Here is a 21,964-nt window from a genome sequence, read left to right as displayed (position 1 = left end):
GACAGGTAGTCAGTTACCGTGCGGCGCCATGACGGGTACACAGACTGTCGCGGAGCTCGTACAGCGCCAGTGGGGCGATCACCGGGTGGGGCTGAGAGACCGGAGCCGGGTTCTCAGTCATCACCAGGTGGCCGCGGGCGCGGCCGCACGGGCCGCGCTCCTCGCGGACCTTGTGCCGCGCGGGGCGGAGCCGCACATCGGGGTGCTGCTCGACAACACCCCGGAGTATCCCCTGTGGCTCAGCGCGGCGGCCTTGGCCGGGGCCGCCGTTGCGGGCATCAACCCGACGCGGCGCGGGCCCGAACTGGCCCGCGACATCCTGCACACCGACTGCCGGGTGCTGGTCACCGAGCGCGCCCACCTTCCCCTCCTCGACGGGCTCGGCCTGCCGGGGGTACGGGTGCTGGTGACCGGCACCGACGCGTACGCCGAACTGCTGGCCCCGTACGCATCCGCCGTGCCCGGAGAGTCCCCGCTCGGACCGGTCGGTCCGGGCAGCCGGATGCTGCTCTACTTCACGTCCGGGTCGACCGGCGCGCCCAAGGCGGCGATCTGCAGCCAGGGGCGGCTGGCGGCGGCGGGCGCTTCGCTCGTCGACCACTTCGGCGTGCGCGCGGACGACATCCACTACATCTGCATGCCGATGTTCCACGGGAACGCGGTGATCGCGGACTGGGCGCCGGCGCTTGCGGCGGGGGCGGGCATCGCGTTGCGGCCGCGCTTCTCCGCCTCGGGCTTCCTGCCCGACGTACGTCACTTCGGCGCGACGTACTTCACGTATGTCGGCCGGGCGGTCCAGTACCTGCTGGCCACCCCTGAGGCGGACGACGACCGTTCGCACTCGCTGCGGCTCGGCTTCGGCACCGAGGCGGGCGCCGTGGACGCGGCCCGCTTCGAAGCGCGGTTCGGAGTGCGGCTGGTGGAGGGCTACGGCTCGTCCGAGGGCGGCGCGTCGATCCAGCGGACCCCGGACACTCCGCCGGGCGCGATCGGCCGGGCGGCCGCGGCGGACGACCTGGCGGTGGTGGACCCTCGGACGGGGGAGGAGCGGGCGGCGGCCGAGCTGTCCGCGGACGGCCGGCTGCTCAACGGCGCTGCCGCGATAGGAGAGTTGGTGAACCGCGGCCCGAACCCCTTCGAGGGCTACTGGCGCCACCCGGAGGCGGACGCGGCCCGTACAAGGGGCGGCTGGTACTGGACCGGCGACCTCTTCTTCCGTGACACGAAGGGCTTCCTGTACTTCGCGGGCCGCGCCGACGACCGGCTGCGGGTGGACAGCGAGAACCTCGCGGCGGCGGTGATCGAGAGCATCCTCTCGCGCTGGGAGCGGGCGGCGGCGGTCGCGGTCTACGCGGTCCCGGACCCGGTCGCGGGCGACCAGGTGATGGCGGCGCTGGCGCTGCGGCCCGGACTCTCCTTCGACGCGGCGGACTTCGCGTCCTTCCTCTCCGAGCAGCCGGACCTGGGTACGAAGATGGCCCCTCGTTTCGTACGGGTGCTGAGCCGGCTCCCGGTGACGGCGACGAACAAGATTCACCGGGTCGGGCTGCGCAGGGAGGGTTTCCGCTGCGGGGGCGATGTGTGGTGGCGTCCTGCGGATGCGGCGGGGTATCGCGTGCTGGGGACCGAGGACGTCTCGGCTCTCGAGGCGGAGTACGCGGACCGCGGGAGGACGGCCCTGCTGGACAGGTGAGGCTCACACCCGGGCACCGTAACCACTCCCGTCCCGGTTGTTTCAGGGCAAGTTGGCGCAACCGCCGAGTGGTCGCCCCCGCGCCCGGGAAGGCAGAAGGTTTCCGAGACCCAGGGAGCCCGTCGTGCCGAGCGTGCCGCCGATGCATCGTCGCCAGTTTCTGCAGACCGCCGCAGGGGCGGCCCTCGCGGCCGGAGCCGTGGGCACGGCCGTCCCCGCCGCGGCGGCGCAGCGCACGGCGCCGGCCGCGGACCTCCACCTCACCGCCGCCACCAACGGCGCGGCCGCGCCCGCCTCCGGCGGCCGTTTCGTCGCCGAGGTGCAGAACATCCTCTGGTCCGTCCCGGCCGACGGATCACCGGCCACGTCCCTCACCCCGCCCGACCTGGAGCCCGGCCGCCCCGTCTGCTCGCCGGACGGACGGCGGATCGCCGTCGCCGCGTTCAAGGGAGGGCAGTTCCACATCTGGACCCTTGGTGTCGACGGGTCGGGGCTGCGGCAGCTGACCGACGGGAACTGGGACGACCGCGGGCCGGCCTGGTCGCCGGACGGGAACCGGATCGCCTTCTCCTCCGAGCGCGGCGGCGACCCGGTCAAAGGCAGCCCGTACCGCATCTGGACCGTCGACGTGCGCACCGGCAGGCTCAACCGACTCACCGGTCTGGACGGCCAGGAGAGCCCGGCCACGCCCTTCGAGGACTACGACCCGGTCTGGTCGCCGGACGGCTCCCGCGTGCTGTTCGTGCGGGCCGGGCACGACGGGACCGCGCTCAGGGCGCGGACGCTCGCTTCCGTGCCCGCCTCCGGCAGCGGCCCGGTCCTCGTCGAGCACACCGAGACCGAGCCGGGCAATCTGCTGACCCCGGCCGTCTCACCCGCCGGCCGGCGCGCCTGGCTGCGGGCCGTCGGGTCCAACACGCGGTACGAGAAGGTCCTGCTCGTCGTGGACGGCAAAGCGGCCGCCGTGGACGGCGAGATCGCGGGCGCGCCGCCGCGCTGGCTGGACGACGAGCGGCTGCTGCTCACCGTCGGCGGGCAGTTCACGGTCGTACGGCCGCACCGCGGCACCGCCGCCGAGCGGATCGCCTTCAGCGCGACGCTCTCCGTCGAGCGCCCGCGCTACCGCGTCAAGTCCTACGACTTCGAGCCGCGAAGCGCCCGTCCCGTGCGGGGCATCCATCTGCCCGCGCTGTCCCCGGACGGCCGTTCCGTCGCCTTCGTCTCCCTCAACGCGCTCTGGATCAGCCACACTTCGCCCGGGACCCGCCCCCGCAAGGTGCTTCAGGCCGCCCCGACGACGTACCTCCAGGGCCCCTCCTGGACCCCGGACGGCACGGCGATCGTGTACGTCGACGACCGCGACGGCGGGCTGAACACCGTCCGCCGTCTCGACCTGGCGAGCGGTGAGGACACCGTGCTGGCGTCCGGCGGCCGGGTCCACGCCGCGCTCTCGCCGGACGCCGAGCGCCTCGCCTGCCTCGACATGGCGGGCAATCTCGTCGTACGGGACCTGGCGGCCGGCACCGAGAAGAAGCTCGCCGCGCCACTGGGCGGCGGCGGGCTGCCCGGCCGGCCGAGCTGGTCGCCGGACGGGCGGTATCTCGCCTACTGCGACCGCAACCGGCTCAACCTCCGCTTCCGCGAGGGCTACAACCTCATCCGCGTCATCGACACCACGACCGGAGCCTCCGCGCTCCATCTCCTCGCACCGCACGTCTCCCTCTCCGACCGGTACGCGAGCGGACCCGTCTGGTCACCCGACGGCCGCCACCTGGCCTGCGTCAGCGAGTCCGCGCTCTGGCTGCTCCCGGTGCGCCCCGACGGCTCGCCCGACGGCGAACCGCGCCGGATCACCGACGAGGCCGCCGACCACCCGAGCTGGTCCGGGGACTCGCGCACGCTGCTCTATCTCTCGAACGGCCGGCTGCGCCTGCTGGAGCCCGGCGGCACCCCGCGCACCGTGCCCGTGCCGCTCACCTACCGCCGCCAGACGCCGGTCGACACGGTCGTCCACGCGGGCAGGCTCTGGGACGGCACCGGCTCGGCCCCGCGCGAGGACGTCGACGTGCTGATCCGGGACGGCCGGATCGCCGGAGTCGAGCCGCACCGCGCGTCCCGCCGGACCGTCCGGACGGTCGACGCCTCGGACCAGACGGTGCTGCCGGGCCTGTGGGACACGCACACCCACCCCTGGCAGTACACCTATGGCGCACGCCAGACGGCGGTGTCCCTCGCGTACGGAATCACCACCACCGTCTCGTTCGCGGGCTTCTCCTACGAACAGGCCAGGCTCCGCGAGGACATCACCGCGGGCCGCCTCGCCGGGCCGCGGCTGCTGACCACCGGCGAGCTGCTCGACGGCTCCCGTGTCGCGTACAGCATGGCCCGCGCCCATCGCACCTCCGAGGGCCTGCAGCGCTCGCTGGCCCGCGGGGCAGCGCTGGACTGGGACTTCGTGAAGACGTACGTCCGGGCCCCGGCCCGGCTCATGAAGGAGGCGGCCGATTTCGGCCATGAGCTGCTCGGTGTCCGCTCCGGCTCGCATCTGTGCTCGCAGGGATTCCAGACCGGCCAGGACCTCACCACGCACCTGATAGCGACGGAGCGCGCGGAGTACGGGCACGGCGCGACCGCCGAAGGATTCACCCACCGGGACACGATCGACAACTACGCCCACGGCTTCCATCTGATCGAGACCCCGTTCACGGCGATCATCGTCCTCTCGGACAACCCCGGGCTGCTCGACGACCCTCGCGTGACCGCGATGATGCCGCCGTGGGACCTGCTCGCACTGCGGGAGAGGGCCGGGCAGCCCGCCACCGACATCGAGCGGCTGTGGCTCCGCCGCGAGCTGGACACCTGCCGCAAGGTGATCGCGGCCGGCGGCCTGCTCGCGCTCGGCACGGACACTCCGCTGACCCCGGTCGGCCTCCATCTCCACCTCGGCCTGCGGGCGCTGGTGGCGCACGGCTTCTCGCCGTCCCAGGCGCTGCTGACGGCGACGGCGAACGCGGCGAAGGCGTTCGGCGCGGACAAGGACCTGGGCACCGTGGAGCCCGGAAAGCTGGCGGATCTGACGATCGTGGACGGCGACCCGTTCGCCGACTTCGAGGCGCTGACCCGGATCAGCCGGGTGCTGATCGCGGGCCGGACGCATGAGCGCGGGAAGCTGGAGGACGTGTACACCCGGCCGTCGGGGGTCCGGGCGGATGCCGACGAACCGCTGTGGGCCGCGGCGAGTGAGCTGATGCACCGGGACGGCTGCTGCGGCTGACACAGCGGCCGGAAACACATCCGGGGCTTCTCGGACGAACCGAGAAGCCCCAGATGATCAGTTGTGCGCCGCCAGGGACTCGAACCCCGGACCCGCTGATTAAGAGTCAGCTGCTCTAACCAACTGAGCTAGCGGCGCGTGACTCGAAAATAATACCTGGTCCGAGGGGGTGCTCCGGACACCTGCCGCGGGCTAGATCGCCAGTGACAGGACGACCGGCGCCGCCTTGCGGTTCAGCGTGTCCGCGGCCGAGCGCAGCCGGTGGGCGTGCTCGACCGGCATGGACAGCGCCAGACAGCCGACCGCCGATCCCGCCGTCAGCGGGACCGCCGCGCAGACCGTGCCCACCGCGTACTCCTGGAGGTCCAGGACCGGGACGGTCGGCGGCTGGCTGTCCAGCTTCGAGAAGAGCAGCTGCTCGCTGGTGATCGTCCGCGAGGTGAGGCGCGTGATCCGGTGCCGGGAGAGATGGTCGCGTCGGCCGTTCTGGTCGAGCTGGGTCAGCAGGCACTTGCCGACCGCGCTCGCATGCGCCGCCGAGCGGAAGTCCACCCACTCGTTGACCTTGGGAGCGCGCGGACCGTCGGAGTACTGCGTGATCTTGACCTCGCCGTCGATGTACCGGCTGATGTAGACCGCGGCGCCGACGGCGTCCCGCAGCTCGACGAGCGTCTCCTGGATCTTGGCCTCGAGCGCCTGCTGGCGGGTGATCCCGGAGCCCAGGAGGACGAGGGAGTCGCCGATCACATAGGCACCGTCCGCAACCTGCTCCACATAGCCCTCGCGGCGCAGCATTGTCAGCATCGGGGCCAGATGGCCGGTCGGAAGACCCGTCTCGCGTCCGATCTGCACATCGGTGACACCGCCACCGTGCTTCGAGATCGTCTCCAGGACACGCAAGACGTACTGCACCGAATGGAACGGCGCGGTCGGCTCGGGCTTCAGCGCCACGGTCTCCCCCTAGCAGGTTGTTACCGCAAGCTTCCGTACCACGATAGCGGCCAAGAGCCGTTCCGGGGTGGGCTGTTGGCGTAAATGATGAGGCGCCTCAGCCTCATATCCTGCGGCTCATCCACCCGTCATATGCCAAAGTCACGAGCGTGCCTTTCGGGCCCTTTGTGCGGTGCATTTCCGCGCGGCGGCCGGCCGGCCGGACACCCCGTCCGGCCTGCCCGGCCGTCGCACGGTTTTTACCGAACCGCGCTGAGGAACTCCCGTGTCCGGATCTGCTCGGGCTCGCCGAAGATTTTGTCCGGGTGGCCGAATTCGATGACCCGTCCCTGGTCGAACATCATCACGCAGTCGGAAATGTCCCGGGCGAAATTCATCTCGTGCGTCACGCAGAGCATCGTGATGTCCGTGGTGTGCGCGATGTCCCTGAGCAGGTCCAGCACTCCCGCCACGAGCTCCGGGTCGAGCGCCGACGTCACCTCGTCGAGCAGCAGCACCTTCGGGCGCATCGCCAGCGCGCGGGCGATGGCCACCCGCTGCTGCTGGCCGCCGGAGAGCTGGCTCGGATACGCGTCGCAGCGGTCGCCGAGACCGACGAGATCCAGCAGCCCACGCGCCCGCTCGTCCGCCTCGTCCTGGGACAGGCCCAGCACATGGACGGGAGCCTCGGTGATGTTGCGCAGCACCTTCATGTTGGGGAAGAGATTGAACTGCTGGAACACCATGCCGATGTTCTTGCGCACCTCGCGGATGTGCTTCTCGCCGGCCGGCACGAGCTTTCCGTCGCGCTCCTCGTGACAGAGGTATTCGCCGTCGACCTTGATCGTGCCCTCGTCCGGCTTGATCAGCGTCATCAGCAGTCGCAGGATCGTGGTCTTGCCGGATCCCGACGGGCCGATCAGCGTCACATGCTTGCCCGGGTGGACCTTGAAGTCCAGCGAGTCCAGGACGGTGTTGTCGCCGAAGCGCTTGGTGACGTTCTCGAAGCGGATCAGCTCGTAGGGGTCCGTGGCGGTGCCGGGCGTTTCCTCGGCGGCCTCGGCGATCTTCAGGGGATTGCTGTCAGCGGACAAGGCGACGCTCCAGTGCTCGCATGAGAAGGGATGCCGGATAGGAGATGAGGATGAAGGCGATGCCGACGACCGTGAACGCCTCGACCGTCAGGAAGGTCTCGGACGCGAACTGCCGTGCCTCGCCGAGCATTTCCATCACTCCGATGACAAAGATCATCGGAGTGTCCTTCAGCATCGCGATGACGTAGTTGCCGAGCGCGGGCGCGACCCGGCGGATCGCCTGCGGCAGGATCACGGCGCCCCAGGTCCGCGTGCGCGGCAGGCTCAGCGCGACGGCCGCCTCCCACTGGCCCTTCGGGACGCCGTCGATGCCGGCGCGGTAGACCTCGGCGGTGTACGTCGAGTAGTGCAGGCCGAGCCCGACGACGCCGGTGACCATCGCGGAGAGCGTGATGCCCCACTCCGGCAGTACGTAGTAGAGGAAGAAGAGCTGCACCAGCAGCGGTGTGTTGCGGACGAACTCGGTGACGACCACCACCGGCCAGCGGATCACGGCCAGGCTGGAACGCTGCGCCAGCGCCCACACCAGACCCAGCGCGAAGGCGAGCAGCGCCCCCAGCACCAGCGCCTGGAGCGTGACCAGCAGGCCGTCCCAGAACCGCGGCAGGAAGTTGTCGACTGCGGACCAGTCCCACTCCATCAGCGCTCACCTCCCGCGGCGACCGAGACGTCCTTCTGGCGGGGCAGGTCGAGCTTGCGGCCGATGCCGAAGGAGCGCGGCGGAGCCTGCCCGATGCCGGCCTTCGCCTTCCGTTCCAGCGCGCGCATACCGCGGGTCAGCACAAAGGCGAGCACGAAGTACATCACCAGGATGACCGTGTAGACGGGCGCGCTCTGGCCGGTGGCGTTGCGTACCAGCGAAGCGCCGAACGCGATGTCGGCGACGCCCATGATGGAGACCAGCGCCGTGCCCTTGAGCAGCTCGATCAGCAGATTGCAGAACGGCGGCACCATCTCCGGCCAGGCCTGCGGCAGGATGATCTTCCGCAGCTGCTGCGCCGGGGTGAAGCTCAGTGCGATGCCCGCCTCGCGCTGCGCGGGCGCAACGGCGTTGACCGCGCCGCGCACCACCTCGGAGCCGTACGCCCCGTAGGTGAGGCCCAGCGCCAGCACGGCGGCCCACATCGGCACCAGCTGCCAGCCGAAGCCCAGCGGCAGCACGAAGAAGATCCAGAACATCAGGATCAGCGCCGAAGTGCCGCGGAAGATCTCGAAGTAGACGCCGGCGAGGAAGCGCACGATCCACAGCCGGTGCGTGCGCGCCAGGCCGATGACAAAGGCGACGACCGCGCCGAACGCCGCGCTGAGGACGGTCAGTTGGACGGTGATCCACACGCCTTTGAAGAGGAGTTCCCACAAACCCGTGCTGATTTCGCTCATGGCTTGCACTTCTCCTTGGCGGTGATGGTGGTCATCTGGTCCTTCGAGAAGCCGAAGGGCCGCATGATGGCCAGCAGTTCGCCGCTCCGCTTCAGCTTGTGCAGCTCGCGGTTGAAGGCGTCGCGGAGACTGGTCTCCGGGCTGCGGAACGCGAAGCCGCCCACGTCGATGACCGGCTTTCCGTCGACGTACGGAGTGACCTCGGCGGTCGCCTCGGCCTTGGTGGACTCGGTCTCCTGGATCACGTTGCGCACGGTGACGGCGGTGCCGACGAAGACATCGACCCGGCCCTGTTCCACCGCGAGCAGACCCGCCAGCTGGTCGGGGAGCGTCGTGATGCTCTTGACCCCGGCCTCCTTGGCGTAGTCGATCTCCGCATAGCCGACGCCGGTCGCCATCTTCGCCCCGGCCTCGGCGATGTCCCGGTAGCTGCGCAGGTTCTTCGGATTGCCCTTCGGCACGATGAAGGCGTCGAGCATCTGGTACTCGGGATCGGCGAAGATCACCTGTTCGCAGCGCGGCGGATTGATGTACATCCCGGCGGCGACCACGTCGAACTGCAGCGAGTTCAGACCGGTGATCAGCGAGCCGAACTCGGTCGGGAACGGCTGGACGTCGGCGACCCCGAGTTCCTTGAAGATCCGCCGCGCGATGGCGGGCGCGGAACCGGTCATCTCACCGTCCTTGCCGATATAGCTGTACGGCTGTTCACCCGCGAGGCCCAGCCGCACCGTCTTCTTCGCGCGCAGCTGTTCCAGCAGATGACCTCCGTCCCCGGCGTCGGCGGTGGCCACTCTGCTGCAGGCGCTCGTCGCGCCGACCGCGCCGGCGGCGCCCAGCGCCGCCGCCCCGGCGAGCAGCGAACGCCGCGCTATCCCGTGGCCTGTGCTGTGTCTTTTCTTCCCCTGTCGTGGAGCCATGGGGGCGCGGCTACCCGCAACGCATGCGGGTATGCGGATGAATCCGGGGCCCTGGTACGGGGGTAGGTGCACTGCACCGACACGTAGCGAGGAGCTTGCATGACCGACCCGACGACCGACCCGACGACCGACCCCGACCGCTTCGTCCAGGTCTCGCTCGACAAGCGCGGCGTCCACTGCACGGCCCGGCTGCTGACCGACAGGGCCCCACTGACCTGCGCGGCCGTCTGGGACGCGCTGCCGCTGGGCAGCGACGTCTACCACGCCAAATACGCCCGCAACGAGATCTACGCCCTGTTCCCCGCATTCGCCGAACAGGAGCCGCCGCTGGAGAACCCGACCGTCACCCCGATCCCGGGTGATCTGTGCTATTTCACCTTCGCCGGTACGGAGTTGAGCACGGCGGCCTACGGATACGACCGCGATGTCTCCCGGCCCGTGACGGTGGATCTGGCCCTCTTCTACGAGCGCAACAATCTGCTGCTCAACGGCGATACGGGCTGGGTGCCCGGCATCGTCTGGGGCACCGTGGTCGACGGCCTCGACCGGATGGCCGAGGCCTGTCAGGACCTGTGGCGGGCCGGCGCGCTCGGCGAGACCCTCAGCTTCCGCCGGGCGTAGCGGACCTCAGCTTCCGCCGGGTGCGGGAGGTGCCGGGATCGCCGCCGCACCCGACTCGTACAGCGCGTGCGCGGCCCGCAGCACCAGCGCGTCCGCGTGCCGTGCGCCGATCAGCTGGACCCCGATCGGCAGCCCGTCCTCGTCCACGCCGCACGGCACGGTCGCGGCGGGCTGCTGCGTCATGTTGAAGGGGTACGTGAAGGGCGTCCACCCGGTCCAGCGGCGGTGTCCCGAGTGCAGCGGGACCTCCTTGCCGCCCTCGAACGCGGTGATCGGCAGCGTCGGCGTGACCAGCAGGTCGTACGAGGTGTGGAAGCGGCCCAGGCGCCGGCCCAGCTCCATCCGGGTGTCCACCGCCGCCAGATACTCCAGCGCGCTGTACCGCGCGCCCCTGTCCGCGATCTCCCGCAGCCCCCGGTCCAGTTGGTGCAACTGCGCCACCCCCAGCGGCTGCAGCAGCCGGGCCGCGCCGCTGAACCACAGCGTGTGGAAGGCCTCCACCGGGTCGGAGATGTCCGGGTCGGACTCCTCGATGTACGCGCCGAGCTCGGCCAGCGCCTCTACCGCTCCGCGTACCGCGGCCGCGACCGCCGGGCTCACCGCGACCTGCCCGCCGAAGGACGGCGAGTAGGCGATCCGCAGCCCCTTGACGCCGTCCGCCAGCGTGCCGCGCACTCCGTCCGCCGGGCCCAGATGCGACCAGTCGCGCCAGTCCTCGCCGCTGATCACATCGAGCAGCAGGGCTGCGTCGGCGGCGTCGCGGGTCATCGGGCCGACATGCGAGAGCGTCCCGAAGGGGCTGGACGGATAGACCGGCACCCGGCCGTACGTCGGCTTAAGCCCGAAGATCCCGCAGAAGGAGGCGGGGATGCGGACCGAGCCGCCGCCGTCCGTGCCGAGCGAGAGCGGGCCCGCGCCGAACGCCACGGCCGCCGCGCTGCCGCCGCTGGAACCGCCGGAGGTGCGGCTCGGGTCGTAGGGATTGCCGGTAGCGCCGTACCGGGGCGAGTCGGTGACGCCCTTCCAGCCGAACTCCGGGGTCGTCGTCTTGCCGAGGAAGACCGCGCCGTGTGCCCGCAGCCGGCCCACCGACGGCGCGTCCTCGTGCCAGCTGCCGTCCTCGCGGACGGTTTTGGAGCCGCGCAACGTCGGCCCGCCGCGCTGCAGCAGCAGATCCTTCACGGTCACCGGCACCCCGTCGAGCAGCCCCTGCGGCTCCTTGATCCGCCACCGGTCGGCGGATGCCTCGGCCTGGGCCAGCGCCTGTTCGGCGTCGACCCGGACGAAGGCGTTGACCAGGGGCTGTACGTCCTCGATCCGGGCCAGCGCCGCGCGGGTCGCGTCGACGGGCGAGAAGTCTCCCTTCTCGTATCCGGCCAGCAGTTGACGGGCGGTCAGATCGGTCAGCTCAGTGAGCGGCTCAGTCATGCATGGGCACGTACCCACGTTTCTTGTCGACCACGTTCGGGAACGGCTTTCCCGCCTCCCACATCTCGTACAACTCCACAAACTGTTCACCCAGCCGGTCGCGCCAGCCGACCGTGTCACCGCTCATGTGCGGCGAGATCAGCAGACCGGGCACGTCCCACAGTGCGCTGTCGGGCGTCAGCGGCTCGGAGACGAAGACATCGAGGGCCGCGCCCGCGATCCACCGGCCCTTCAGCGCGGCGACCAGATCGTCCTCCACGACCAGCTGGCCCCGGCCCACATTGATGAACCGGGCCGACGGCTGCATCAGGCCGAAGCGCCGCTTGTCGAACATGCCGCGCGTGGCATCGGTGAGCGGCGCCGCGCACACCACCCAGTCGGCGCGGGCCAGCAGCGGATCGAGCTCCTCGCTGCCGTGGATGCCCGGCCGCTCGGTGCGGCCGACGACCGCCACGGTGACGCCCAGCGCCTCCAGCGTGCGGGCGACGGCCCGGCCGATCGGACCGGCCCCGACGACCGCCGCGCGGGTGCCCGCCACCCGCAGGCCCTCGCGGTGCCGCCATCGGCGCTGCCGCTGCAGTTCCAGCGTGCCGGGCAGGTCCTTGGCCATGGCGAGCACCAGACCGGCGACGTACTCGGCGATCGGCTCCTCGAAGACCCCGCGGGCGTTGGTGACCACGGTGTCGGACTCGACCAGTTCCGGACAGAGCAGCCGGTCCACTCCGGCGCTCGGCGTATGCACCCAGCGCGGCCGCGGACCGTCTCCGGGCCAGGCGAGCCGTACCGCGTCGGAGGTGAAGTCCCACACCAACAGCACGTCGGCGTCGCTGAGTCGGGAGGCCAGTGACCGCTCGTCGGCATAGGCGACGCGGACCCGTCCGGTCAGCTTGCCCAGACGCGGCGGAGGGTCCGCCGACAGCACGAGAAGGGTGGGTTCAGACATCACGTGGAAGCCGTTTCGACGGGGGCACATCCCGTGCCATAAGGCAAACGGGGGAGTCTGACATTTGTACGGATTGACCCACGCTCGCACCCGAACCTAACGTCGTCAACAACACGTCAAAGGGGGCCTGCGATGGATGTCTCCTTCCTCGGCGGACCGCAGCCGCAGCGCGGCGTCGGCGTCGTCGCCCCGTTCGATTTCGCGCTGGATCGTGAGCTGTGGCGCTGGGTCCCCGACGACGTCTCGCTGCGCCTGACGCGTACGCCATATGTGCCGGTCGAGGTCTCGCTGGACCTCGCCCGCCTGGTGAGCGAGCACGAGACGCTGCATGAGGCGGTTCAGGCCCTGACCGTGTCCGAGCCCGAGGTCATCGCCTACGCCTGCACGTCGGGCAGCTTCGTCGGCGGGATCGCGGGTGAGCGGGCCATGTGCGAAGCGATGACCGCGGCCGGCGACGTGCCCTCGCTGACCACGTCGGGCGCCCTGCTCGAAGCACTCGACGAGCTGGGCGCCTGCCGTATCGCCCTTGTCACGCCCTACACGGAGTCGGTGACCGAGTCCCTGGAGGAGTATCTGGCCGAGGCCGGGGCAGTCGTCACGGGCCGCGCTTTTCTCGGGCTGACCCGGCACATCTGGAAGGTGCCGTACCGGTCGGTGGTGGACATGGCGCGGCAGGCGGTGGTGGGCGCGGCCGACGCGCTCTTCATCAGCTGCACCAATCTGCCGACCTACGACGCGATCCCGCAGCTGGAGGCCGAACTGAGGATGCCGGTGCTCTCCGCGAACCAGGTGACGATGTGGTCGGCGCTGCGCCGGATCGGCGTGCACGCCGTCGGGCCCTATCAGGGGCTGCTGCTCCAGCCGGATGCGCAGCCCGAACTGCCGTCCGCCCCCGACCCCCCGCCCGCACAGCCCGCTCAGCCCGCCGCCCCCGAAGAACAGGAAGGCTGGACATGACCACGGTCGGACTCCTCTACCCCGGGCACTCGGCCGAGGACGACTACCCACGGTTCGAGGTGCTGCTCGACAGCGACATCCGGCTCTCCGTCCTCCACACCGACATCGGCGAGGACGCACACCGCGTCGACGCGCTGCTGCGGATGGGCGCGGCCGACCGGCTCGCGGCGCGCGTGGACGAGCTGCGGCTCGAAGGTGCGGAGTCGGTGGTGTGGGCGTGCACCAGCGGCAGCTTCGTCTACGGCTGGGAGGGCGCGCACGAGCAGATCCGTTCGCTGGCCCGGGCCGCCGGGATGCCCGCGTCGAGCACGTCGTTCGGCTTCGCGCACGCCGTACGGGCGTTGGGTGCGGTACGGGTCGCGGTCGCCGCGACCTATCCGGAGGACATCACGGCGCTGTTCACCGCCTTCCTCAAGGCGTCCGGCGCCGAAGTGGTCGCCGACCGGGCGAGCGGCATCATCACGGCCGCCGAAGTAGGCACCTGGGGCCGCGACGAGGTGCTGGAGCTGGCCCGCGCCGGGGACCATCCGGACGCCGAGGTGGTGCTGCTGCCGGACACGGCCCTGCACACGGCGGCGTATCTCGCCGATCTCGAGGAGGCCGTGGGCAAGCCGGTGCTCACGGCGAACCAGGTGACGGTCTGGGAAGGGCTGCGGCTGGCGCAGCGCCGGGCCTGGGTGTACGGGCCGCAGCTCGGCACGCTGTTCCAGAAGCCGGAGTAGTGCCCCGGGAATAAAGCGGAGACTCCCTCCTGTTTGCAGCTGCTGTACGTATCTTCACGCGCAGGAGGGCTCGCACCGGTGGACGAGATTCGAGGCACGGCGGTCGGGACCGCACCCGTACCGCTGTCGGTACTGGACCTGGTGACGGTCGGCGTCGGCCGCACGGCCGCGGACGCGCTGCGCACCAGCGTCGAGATCGCCCGGCTCGCCGAGAGCCGCGGTTACCACCGCCACTGGGTCGCCGAGCACCACTCCATGCCGGGTGTCGCCTCCTCGTCGCCCGCCGTGATCCTCGCCCATCTCGCCGCGCACACCGAGCGGATCCGCCTCGGCTCGGGCGGCGTCATGCTGCCCAACCACGCGCCGCTGGTGATCGCCGAGCAGTTCGGCACGCTGGAAGCACTCGCGCCGGGCCGGATCGACCTGGGCCTTGGCCGCGCACCCGGCACGGACGGTCCGACCGCCGCCGCCCTGCGCCGCACGGATCGCCTCAACGAGGGCGCGGACGACTTCCCGCAGCAGCTCGCCGAGCTGACCCGGTTCCTCGACGACGACTTCCCGGACGGCCATCCGTACTCCCGCATCCACGCGGTCCCGGGCCCTGTCCAGGGCTCGTCGGCGCGTCCGCCGATATGGCTGCTCGGCTCCTCCGGCTTCAGCGCCCGGCTGGCCGGCGTGCTCGGACTGCCGTTCGCGTTCGCGCACCACTTCTCGGCGCAGAACACGATTCCGGCGCTGGACCTCTACCGCGAGTCCTTCCGGCCGTCCGCGGTCCTTGCCGAGCCGTACGCCCTGATCGGCGTCTCGGCGCTGGCCTCGGACGACGAGAAGGAGGCCCGCCGCCAGGTGCTGACGGGCGCGCTGTCGATGGTGCGGCTGCGCACCGGACGGCCCGGCCTGATTCCGACGCCCGAGGAGGCGGAGGCGTACGAATTCAGCCCGCTGGAGCGGGAGTTCGTGGACAGCTGGCTGAACAACGTCATCTACGGCACCCCGGACGCGGTACGCACGGGTCTCGACGACCTCCAGAAGCGCACCGGCGCCGACGAGTTGATGCTCACGGGCAATGCGCACGGCGGTCTCGCGCGGCTTCGTTCGTACGAACTGATCGCTGACGCCTACGAACTGCCGACTGTTGTGGTTCCTTCCTGATCCACCGCCAGGTGCTGCGTTAAAGCACCCTTAAACCGCTCGTCACCTGTGGTGGCGAGCGGTTCTTCATGGCCGGGCACGGGTCTGACAAGCGGTTTCGCGTGAAAATTGGTCTAGTCCTTATTTGGTCAAGACCATTGACTCGGCGGTGGCCGGATCGCTATCACTTCACCAACTCCCGTTCCGCACCCCCCTCGGAGGAAGCCCGTGCGCTCCCGCAGACCCTTGATCGCCGCACTCACAAGTGCTGCGCTCGCCGCCGGCGCCGCGCTGGCCGCGTCCGTCGGCATCGGTTCCGCCCAGGCGGCCGACGCCGCCGCGCCCTCGTCGGGCGGAGTGAAGATCGCGTACTACGACCAGTGGAGCGTGTACGGCAACGCCTTCTACCCCAAGCACCTGGACACCAGGGGTATCGCGGCCAAGCTCGATGTCATCAACTACTCGTTCGGCAACATCCACCCGACCGAGCTGACCTGCTTCGAGGCGAACAAGGCGGCGGGCGACGACAACAACCCCAACGCCGGTGACGGCGCGGGCGACTCCTTCGCCGACTACCAGAAGTCCTTCGGCGCGGCAGACAGCGTCGACGGCGTCGGCGACACCTGGAACCAGCCGATCGCCGGTGTCTTCAACCAGTTCAAGGAACTGAAGGCGAAGCACCCCCATCTGAAGATCAATATCTCGATCGGCGGCTGGACCTACTCCAAGTTCTTCAACGACGCGGCGAAGACGGACGCGAGCCGCAAGAAGCTGGTGGCGTCCTGCATCAAGCAGTATATCCAGGGCGATCTGCCGGTCGAGGGCGGCTTCGGTGGCGCCGGAACGGCGGCCGGGATCTTCGACGGCATCGACATCGACTGGGAGTACCCGGGCTCGGCGGGCGGCCACCTCGGCAACCACTACGGCCCCGAGGACAAGGCCAACTTCACGCTGCTGCTGGCCGAGTTCCGCAAGCAGCTCGACGAGTACGGCGCGGCCCACGGCGGCAAGAAGTACCTGCTGACGGCGGCACTGCCGGCCGGCCAGGACAAGATCAAGTACATCGAGACGGACAAGATCGGCGCGTATCTCGACTACGCGAACATCATGACGTACGACATGCACGGCGCCTGGGACGCGGACGGCCCGACGTACCACCAGTCGCCGCTGTACTCGCCGGCGTCCGACCCGACGGACCCGATCGCGCCGGGCACGCAGAAGTACTCGATCGACAACGCCATCGACGCGTGGATCGACGGCAACGCGGCGTACGGCATCGCGGGCGGCTTCCCCGCCAACAAGCTGACGCTCGGGTACGAGTTCTACTACCGCGGCTGGAAGGGCGTCCCGGCCGGCACGAAGAACGGCCTCGCGCAGAGCGCCACCGGAGCGTCGGGCGCGCGGCCGGTGAGCCAGCAGGCGGGCATCGCGCACTACAAGGAGCTCGGCGGGATCGTCAACAACGCGGCGACGACGTTCTGGGACGACGAGGCGAAGGCGGCGTACTTCTACAAGGACGGCGAGTTCTTCACCGGCCTCGACAAGCGGGCGATCCAGGCGCGTGCGGACTATGCACACAACCGGGGTCTGGCCGGCGCGATGATGTACTCCCTGCTCGGCCTCGACGAGCAGACGACGCTCCTGAACGAGATCGTCACGGCGGTCGGCGGCTCTCCGTCCCCGTCCCCCTCGGACCCGACCCCGACCCCGTCCCCGTCGGACCCGACGCCGACCCCCTCTCCGTCGGACCCGCCGGCCGGCTGCACGGCAGCGGCCTGGTCCAGCGCCGCGGTCTACACGGGCGGCGCAGTCGTCTCCCACAAGGGCCACACCTGGAAGGCCCAGTGGTGGACCCAGGGCGAAGAGCCGGGCACCACAGGCGAATGGGGCGTCTGGCGCGACCAGGGCGCGTGCTGAGGTAACCGGGGGCACCGCTCCCGAACCCCGCGCGCACGCTTGAGGACTCGGCCGAAGGCCGTTCCCCCTCCACACCACCGCCCCCGCCCGGAAGTTCACTTCCGGCCGGGGGCGGTTCCCATCCCCGGCTGCCTCAGACCGGCAGCGCCGAGACCCCGATCATCGACGCGATCCGCTCCGGCGCCACCGCCCGCGAATACAGCCAGCCTTGTCCTGTGTCGCAGCCGATCCTCCGCAGCCGCGACGCCTGGCCCGACGTCTCCACGCATTCCGCCGTGACCGTCAGGCCCAGCCGGTGCGCCAGTTGGACCAGTGCCTCGACGATCGTCTCGTCCGCCGGGTTCGCGTGCGCCTCGTCCTGGAAGCCGCGGACAAACGATCCGTCGAGCTTCAGTACGGACACCGGGAGCCGGCTCAGATACGCCAGGTTCGAGTAGCCGGTCCCGAAGTCGTCGATCGCGATCTGCACGCCCATGTCGCTGAGCGCCTGAAGCGCCTGGAGCGGCCGGCCCGCCGAGCCCATCACCGCGGACTCGGTCAGCTCCAGCTGCAGCAGATGCGGTGCGAGGCCCGTCTCCGCCAGGATCTCCGCGACGTCCGCCACCAGGTCGGAGTCCCAGACCTGCCGTACGGCGACATTGACGCTGACGAACAGCGGCGGGACGTCCGGGTGGTCCGTCTGCCACTGGCGGGCCTGGCGGCAGGCCGTACGCAGCACCCACCGGCCGAGCTGGACGATCGAGCCGTCCTCTTCAGCAATTCCGATGAACCGATTCGGCGCAAGCGTTCCGAACTGCGGATGGTTCCAGCGCACCAGCGCCTCGACCCCGCGCGTGACCCCGTCCGCGAGCCCCACCAGAGGCTGGTACTCGAGCGCGAACTCGCCGCGCTCCACGGCGGGACGGAGCGTGGAGGACAGCGCCTGCCGGGTCATCCGGTGCGCGTTGCGCTCGGGGTCGAAGAAGGTCCAGCGCGCCTTGCCGTCCGCCTTGGCCCAGTACAGCGTGGTGTCCGCGGCCTGCATCAGACCGGTGGCGGTCGTCCCGGCGGCCGTGCGCTCCACCACGCCGATCGAGGCCGACACCGAAAGCCGCTGCCCGTCCAGGTCGAACGGCCGTTGCAGCGCGACCAGTACGGACCTTGCGAGATCGGCGAGCTGCTCCGTACCGGTCGAGTCCTCGACCAGGATCGCGAACTCGTCGCCGCCGAGCCGGGCCACCAGATGGCTGCCGCTGCGCGTGTGGCCGTCGCTGTCGGCGCACTCGGTGAGCCGTCCCGCGACGGCCGCGAGCAGCCGGTCTCCGACCCGGTGCCCGAGCGTGTCGTTGACCGCCTTGAATCCGTCCAGGTCCAGGTAGCACAGGCCGATCCGCCCGGTGGAGCCATGGTCGTACGCCGACGACTCGAGCGCCGCCGAGAGCCGTTCGAAGAAGAGCGTCCGGTTGGGCAGCCGGGTCACGGCGTCGTGCATCTGGAGATGGCGCAGCCGTGCGTGCAGCTCGCGCCGGTCGCTGATGTCCGCGACGGACAGCAGCACGTTGCGGCTGTCCGGCACCGGCGCGACGGTGACCTCGGCCCACAGCGTTCGGCCGTCCGGGTGCTTGAGGCGGCGCGTGCAGCGGAAGCGGGAGCGGCGGCCGCGCAGCACTTCCTGGTACGCGTGCCAGGTTCGGCGGTCGGAGGCGAGGTCGACGAGATCGGCCGCGACCTGCTCGAAGAGGGCGGCCGGCTCGGTGCCGAACAGGGCGGCGAAGGCCGCGTTGGGGGTGACGATCCGGCCTTCGTGGTCCAGGACGGACATCGCGAGATGCGCGGCGTTGAACGCGGCCCGGCAGTCACGCAGTTCGGCGGCGGAACGGCCGACATTGTGACGCTCCGTGACGATCGGCCGAGTCCTGTCGGGCACTGAGACTCCCGCGGGCCCTGTTCCTTCGGAGGTTCCGCTCACCGCTCGCTCCCGCAGTGCAGTTGTGGCGTACAGGGTCGTCCAGATGTGGTCGGGCAGTGGCCGGACCATCAGGTCGGGGAAGGGCTGGGAAAGTGTGCCGATCATAGAGGCAGGTCCGTGGGGCGTTCCAGCTCCGCCGCTCGGGCGCAGCCCGTTCGTGGCACCCGGCCGATCGTTTCTGCACGGGTCTGAGCTGGGCACGATTCCGCGCTGACCGAATGTGACGTTCCGTGAGCCATCGGAGTGTCGCCGGGTCTCGGGTCGGTGTCGGGCCGGTTTCGGCTCGGTCACCCGAGTGGGGCACCGGAACAGGGCGAACCACTGCAAACCGGCACAAGGTGGTTGAGGTGTCTCCCATTCCGCAGCCGGAGGTCTACGTGGAGGGTCAGCAGTCACCCGCGGGAACACCCGGGGGAGTGGAACGTACGCGGCTGCGCAGCGTCGCCGCCGGCCTCACGTCCCTCATGGCGCTCGCCGCCATGTCCCTGGTCGCCGGACCGGCCGTCGCCAGGACCTCGGCGGGCCCGTGCGCCCTGCCCCGCAGCACGGCCCACCACTCACTCGGCCTCGACACCTGGAACTCCTCCTATCCGCGCCCGGACCACGCACTCGACGCGGTCATGGTCTTCCTGTCGTTCCCGGACTCCGTGCCGCTCAACGATCCGAAGACGCTCGCGGCCGACCACTTCCCGGAGACCAGCAGATTCTTCGAGCGCGCCTCGTACGGGAAGTTCACGCTGCGCGCCCATTCGCAGAGCAAGTGGGTGGCGATGCCCAAGGCCTCGACGGCGTACGGCATAAGGCGGGACTGGGACAACCGGCGGCGCAGCGTGTATCTGCGCGACGCGGTCGCCGCCGCCGACCGGAGTGTCGACTTCTCGCGCTACGACATCGTCTATCTCGTCGCCGACCCGGACGCGCCGGGCGTCGACTCCGACGCGACGAAGGTCGTCAACTTCGACCGGCCGCTGAGCGCCGACGGGGTCGACATCAGGCGGGTGGTCACCGTCTTCGAACGCCATCCCCCGGACCGCAATGTGCTGGCCCACGAGACCGGGCACGTCTTCGACCTGCCGGACCTCTACCACCGGCCGACGGACGGCAAGGGCGACTGGGACACCTTCGTCGGCGACTGGGATGTGATGGGCAGCCAGTTCGGTCTGTCCCCCGACCTCTTCGCCTGGAACAAGTGGAAGCTCGGCTGGCTGGACGAGCAGGCCGTGCGCTGTGTCACCAAGACCGAGCGGATCACGCTGGAGCCGGTCTCCGCCGCGCCGGCGCCCGGCGGCAGTCTCGGCACCCGGCTCGCGATCGTACGGACCGGAGAGGGCACCGCGCTCGCGATCGAGGCCCGCGAGCGCACCGGCAACGACGAGTCGACCTGCTCGGAAGGCGTGCTGCTCTACCGCGTGCAGTCCGACACGGCCTCCGGCGGCGGCCCGATCGAGGTCGTGGACACACATCCGGACAGCGAGGCGTGCTGGGACCAGTCGGTGTACCCGCCGCTGGCCGATGCGCCGCTCGGGGTCGGCGAGACGTTCACGATGCCGGGGAAGCCGGGGGAGCGGACCCGGGTGGAGGTGGCGGACCGGACGCGCACGGGCGCGTTCACGGTCAGGATCAGCACCGCGTAGCCCTCGCGGCACGGCATGCAAAAGGCCCCTCGCTCTCGCGAAGGGCCTTTGCCGTCTGTGCGCCGCCAGGGACTCGAACCCCGGACCCGCTGATTAAGAGTCAGCTGCTCTAACCAACTGAGCTAGCGGCGCCTGCTGACGTCGTAGACCTTAGCATCCTGATCGCCACGAGGAAAAATCGATATACGGACGCTCGGGGCGGAGACCTCGCGCGCCGCCCGGACGCACGCCCAGAGCACCACCTCGGGCCCCGGCAGCCACGGGTGCCGGGTGTCGGGAGCCACCAGCCAGCGCGGCCCGGAGGCGGCCGGGCCGCGGGACAGCGCGGGGATGGTCACCGCGTCGCCGGTCCCGTGGCACATCAGCGGCGGCACGCAGTCGCCCCACTCCTCCCAGTCGAGCAGCGACGGCAGGCGCTGGGCCGTGCCGGGCGCGGTGAAGAGCATCATCCGGCCGCGGTGCACGGCCACGGGCCCGGAGCCCGGCCCCTCGGACCAGAGCCGGTCGAGCATTTGGCGGCCGAAGATCGCCGGAACGTTGACCACGTCGAAGGCCGTGCCGCAGGGGAGTACGGCGGGTGCGGCCGGAGTGGTCTCCCAGAGAGCGAGCATGGAGCGCGGATGCGTCGCGGCGGAGGCGAGCCAGCTCGCGCCGGGCGCGGTGACCTGAGCGACCTGGTGACGGCCCTCGTCGCGGAGCAGCGCGAAGATGTCGGTCCGGCGCTCCTCGTCGGTGACATCTGCGGCGCCGGAGGTGACGTCAGGGGCGACGTCGGGGGTCAGGCGTGGGTCGTCTCGCAGCCATGCGCTCATACCCAGCATATTTACCGGGTGTGACGAGTTCGTTCCTCAGGGTTGGCGGAACTCGGGACGCGGCGGGTCGCGGAGGGGTATCTTGCACCCTCGGCATATGCCGGTGCGATGTTTCGCTGTCCTGTTCTATTGCGGAGTGCGGCTGTTCTACTGCGGAGAACCGCTGTCGAGCAGGCCCCGGCCGAACTCGATCATCTTCTTGGCATAGTCCTCGGTCCACTCCGCGCGCTGTGCGATGTCCGCGGGCGTGAGCCGGTCGAACCGGCGCGGGTCTGCGAGCTGGGCCGCGGCGAGCGCCTGGTACTCCACGGCGCGGTCGGCGGCGGCCCGGAAGGCGAGCGTCAGCTCGGTGGCGCGGGCGAGCAGGTCGGCGGGGTCCTCGATCGACTCCAGATCGAAGAAGTGCTCGGGGTCGGCGGCGGCCTCCGACGGCTCGAAGAGCAGCGGCGCCGGTCGCAGCCGTCGCTCACTCCGCTGGGATTCCGCCATGGGTGACTCCTCCTTGCACTGGGCGTCCGGTGCTCCGGACCGCCATCCATTCTCCCGCCGTGCGCAAGAGG

Annotated in this window: 18 protein-coding genes and 2 tRNA genes; 8 read left to right on the top strand and 12 right to left on the bottom strand. The window is 70.5% G+C overall.

Annotated elements, in window-relative coordinates; genetic code table 11:
* Nucleotides 1-28 precede the first annotated feature (28 nt).
* Together ACH4YL_RS22395 and ACH4YL_RS22390 are read left to right on the top strand one after the other, a co-directional pair.
* A complete protein-coding gene (locus ACH4YL_RS22395; protein WP_398509170.1) occupies nt 29-1,693 on the top strand; it encodes an AMP-binding protein in 1,665 nt (554 codons plus the stop codon).
* 142 nt (nt 1,694-1,835) lie between these two features.
* Entirely contained in the window at nt 1,836-4,967 is a 3,132-nt protein-coding gene (locus ACH4YL_RS22390) for an amidohydrolase family protein (protein WP_398509169.1), read from the top strand.
* A gap of 64 nt (nt 4,968-5,031) precedes the next feature.
* On the opposite strand, the gene ACH4YL_RS22385 is transcribed toward ACH4YL_RS22390, so the two are convergent.
* From ACH4YL_RS22385 to ehuB, 6 genes are all read right to left on the bottom strand, one after another.
* A tRNA-Lys gene (locus tag ACH4YL_RS22385) sits at nt 5,032-5,105 on the bottom strand.
* 54 nt (nt 5,106-5,159) lie between these two features.
* A complete protein-coding gene (locus ACH4YL_RS22380) occupies nt 5,160-5,918 on the bottom strand; it encodes an IclR family transcriptional regulator (RefSeq protein WP_398509168.1) in 759 nt (252 codons plus the stop codon).
* A gap of 239 nt (nt 5,919-6,157) precedes the next feature.
* Nucleotides 6,158-6,970 carry an ectoine/hydroxyectoine ABC transporter ATP-binding protein EhuA gene (ehuA, locus tag ACH4YL_RS22375; protein WP_398509361.1) on the bottom strand — a complete coding sequence of 271 codons (813 nt, stop codon included), beginning with the start codon at nt 6,968-6,970 and terminating at the stop codon, nt 6,158-6,160.
* Nucleotides 6,971-6,980: 10 nt separating this feature from the next.
* On the bottom strand, nt 6,981-7,631 hold the full coding sequence (gene ehuD / locus ACH4YL_RS22370; protein ID WP_398509167.1) for an ectoine/hydroxyectoine ABC transporter permease subunit EhuD: 651 nt from the start codon (nt 7,629-7,631) through the stop codon (nt 6,981-6,983).
* Nucleotides 7,631-8,371 carry an ectoine/hydroxyectoine ABC transporter permease subunit EhuC gene (gene ehuC, locus ACH4YL_RS22365; RefSeq protein WP_398509166.1) on the bottom strand — a complete coding sequence of 247 codons (741 nt, stop codon included), beginning with the start codon at nt 8,369-8,371 and terminating at the stop codon, nt 7,631-7,633. The genes ehuD and ehuC overlap by 1 nt, the downstream gene beginning before the upstream one ends.
* Complete coding sequence (ehuB, locus tag ACH4YL_RS22360) at nt 8,368-9,291, bottom strand: ectoine/hydroxyectoine ABC transporter substrate-binding protein EhuB (RefSeq protein ID WP_398509165.1); 924 nt, start codon at nt 9,289-9,291, stop codon at nt 8,368-8,370. The genes ehuC and ehuB overlap by 4 nt, the downstream gene beginning before the upstream one ends.
* Nucleotides 9,292-9,390: 99 nt before the next feature.
* Here ehuB and ACH4YL_RS22355 point away from each other — a divergent pair, with 99 nt between their 5' ends.
* Nucleotides 9,391-9,912, top strand: a complete 522-nt coding sequence (locus tag ACH4YL_RS22355; protein ID WP_398509164.1) for a DUF3830 family protein — start codon at nt 9,391-9,393, stop codon at nt 9,910-9,912.
* 6 nt (nt 9,913-9,918) lie between these two features.
* Here the strand turns inward: ACH4YL_RS22355 and ACH4YL_RS22350 are convergent, their stop codons facing one another.
* Nucleotides 9,919-11,340, bottom strand: a complete 1,422-nt coding sequence (locus ACH4YL_RS22350) for an amidase (protein ID WP_398509163.1) — start codon at nt 11,338-11,340, stop codon at nt 9,919-9,921.
* Nucleotides 11,333-12,283: a D-2-hydroxyacid dehydrogenase gene (locus ACH4YL_RS22345; RefSeq protein ID WP_398509162.1), complete on the bottom strand. Its 951-nt coding sequence runs from the start codon at nt 12,281-12,283 to the stop codon at nt 11,333-11,335. Before ACH4YL_RS22345 ends, ACH4YL_RS22350 begins: the two co-directional genes overlap by 8 nt.
* A gap of 132 nt (nt 12,284-12,415) precedes the next feature.
* On the opposite strand from ACH4YL_RS22345, the gene ACH4YL_RS22340 reads away from it, so the two are divergent.
* The 4 genes from ACH4YL_RS22340 to ACH4YL_RS22325 all read left to right on the top strand — a co-directional run bounded on the left by ACH4YL_RS22340 (nt 12,416) and on the right by ACH4YL_RS22325 (nt 17,010).
* Nucleotides 12,416-13,240, top strand: coding sequence for a decarboxylase (locus tag ACH4YL_RS22340; protein WP_398509161.1), 825 nt, complete (start codon nt 12,416-12,418; stop codon nt 13,238-13,240).
* Nucleotides 13,237-13,962, top strand: a complete 726-nt coding sequence (locus ACH4YL_RS22335) for a decarboxylase (protein ID WP_398509160.1) — start codon at nt 13,237-13,239, stop codon at nt 13,960-13,962. The genes ACH4YL_RS22340 and ACH4YL_RS22335 overlap by 4 nt, the downstream gene beginning before the upstream one ends.
* Before the next feature lie 78 nt (nt 13,963-14,040).
* A complete protein-coding gene (locus tag ACH4YL_RS22330) occupies nt 14,041-15,114 on the top strand; it encodes an LLM class flavin-dependent oxidoreductase (RefSeq protein WP_398509159.1) in 1,074 nt (357 codons plus the stop codon).
* 207 nt (nt 15,115-15,321) lie between these two features.
* Nucleotides 15,322-17,010 (top strand): glycosyl hydrolase family 18 protein, encoded by a 1,689-nt coding sequence (locus ACH4YL_RS22325; RefSeq protein ID WP_398509158.1) that lies wholly within the window; start codon nt 15,322-15,324, stop codon nt 17,008-17,010.
* 133 nt (nt 17,011-17,143) lie between these two features.
* On the opposite strand, the gene ACH4YL_RS22320 is transcribed toward ACH4YL_RS22325, so the two are convergent.
* Nucleotides 17,144-18,958 (bottom strand): putative bifunctional diguanylate cyclase/phosphodiesterase, encoded by a 1,815-nt coding sequence (locus ACH4YL_RS22320; RefSeq protein ID WP_398509360.1) that lies wholly within the window; start codon nt 18,956-18,958, stop codon nt 17,144-17,146.
* Nucleotides 18,959-19,305: 347 nt separating this feature from the next.
* On the opposite strand from ACH4YL_RS22320, the gene ACH4YL_RS22315 reads away from it, so the two are divergent.
* The gene (locus tag ACH4YL_RS22315) at nt 19,306-20,592 is read left to right on the top strand and encodes a M6 family metalloprotease domain-containing protein (protein ID WP_398509157.1); all 1,287 of its coding nucleotides are present in this window, start codon (nt 19,306-19,308) and stop codon (nt 20,590-20,592) included.
* A gap of 58 nt (nt 20,593-20,650) precedes the next feature.
* On the opposite strand, the gene ACH4YL_RS22310 is transcribed toward ACH4YL_RS22315, so the two are convergent.
* The 3 genes from ACH4YL_RS22310 to ACH4YL_RS22300 all read right to left on the bottom strand — a co-directional run bounded on the left by ACH4YL_RS22310 (nt 20,651) and on the right by ACH4YL_RS22300 (nt 21,893).
* Nucleotides 20,651-20,724: transfer RNA gene (locus tag ACH4YL_RS22310), tRNA-Lys, on the bottom strand.
* On the bottom strand, nt 20,715-21,404 hold the full coding sequence (locus tag ACH4YL_RS22305) for a bifunctional DNA primase/polymerase (protein ID WP_398509156.1): 690 nt from the start codon (nt 21,402-21,404) through the stop codon (nt 20,715-20,717). The genes ACH4YL_RS22310 and ACH4YL_RS22305 overlap by 10 nt, the downstream gene beginning before the upstream one ends.
* A 147-nt stretch (nt 21,405-21,551) precedes the next feature.
* Nucleotides 21,552-21,893, bottom strand: a complete 342-nt coding sequence (locus ACH4YL_RS22300; RefSeq protein WP_398509155.1) for a hypothetical protein — start codon at nt 21,891-21,893, stop codon at nt 21,552-21,554.
* Between the last annotated feature and the right edge of the window lie 71 nt (nt 21,894-21,964).

This window comes from Streptomyces sp. NPDC020681, from assembly GCF_044334895.1.
GTDB lineage: Bacteria > Actinomycetota > Actinomycetes > Streptomycetales > Streptomycetaceae > Streptomyces.
Note: the sequence above shows the minus strand (reverse complement) of the source record. Positions and strands in the feature narration are given on the sequence as shown.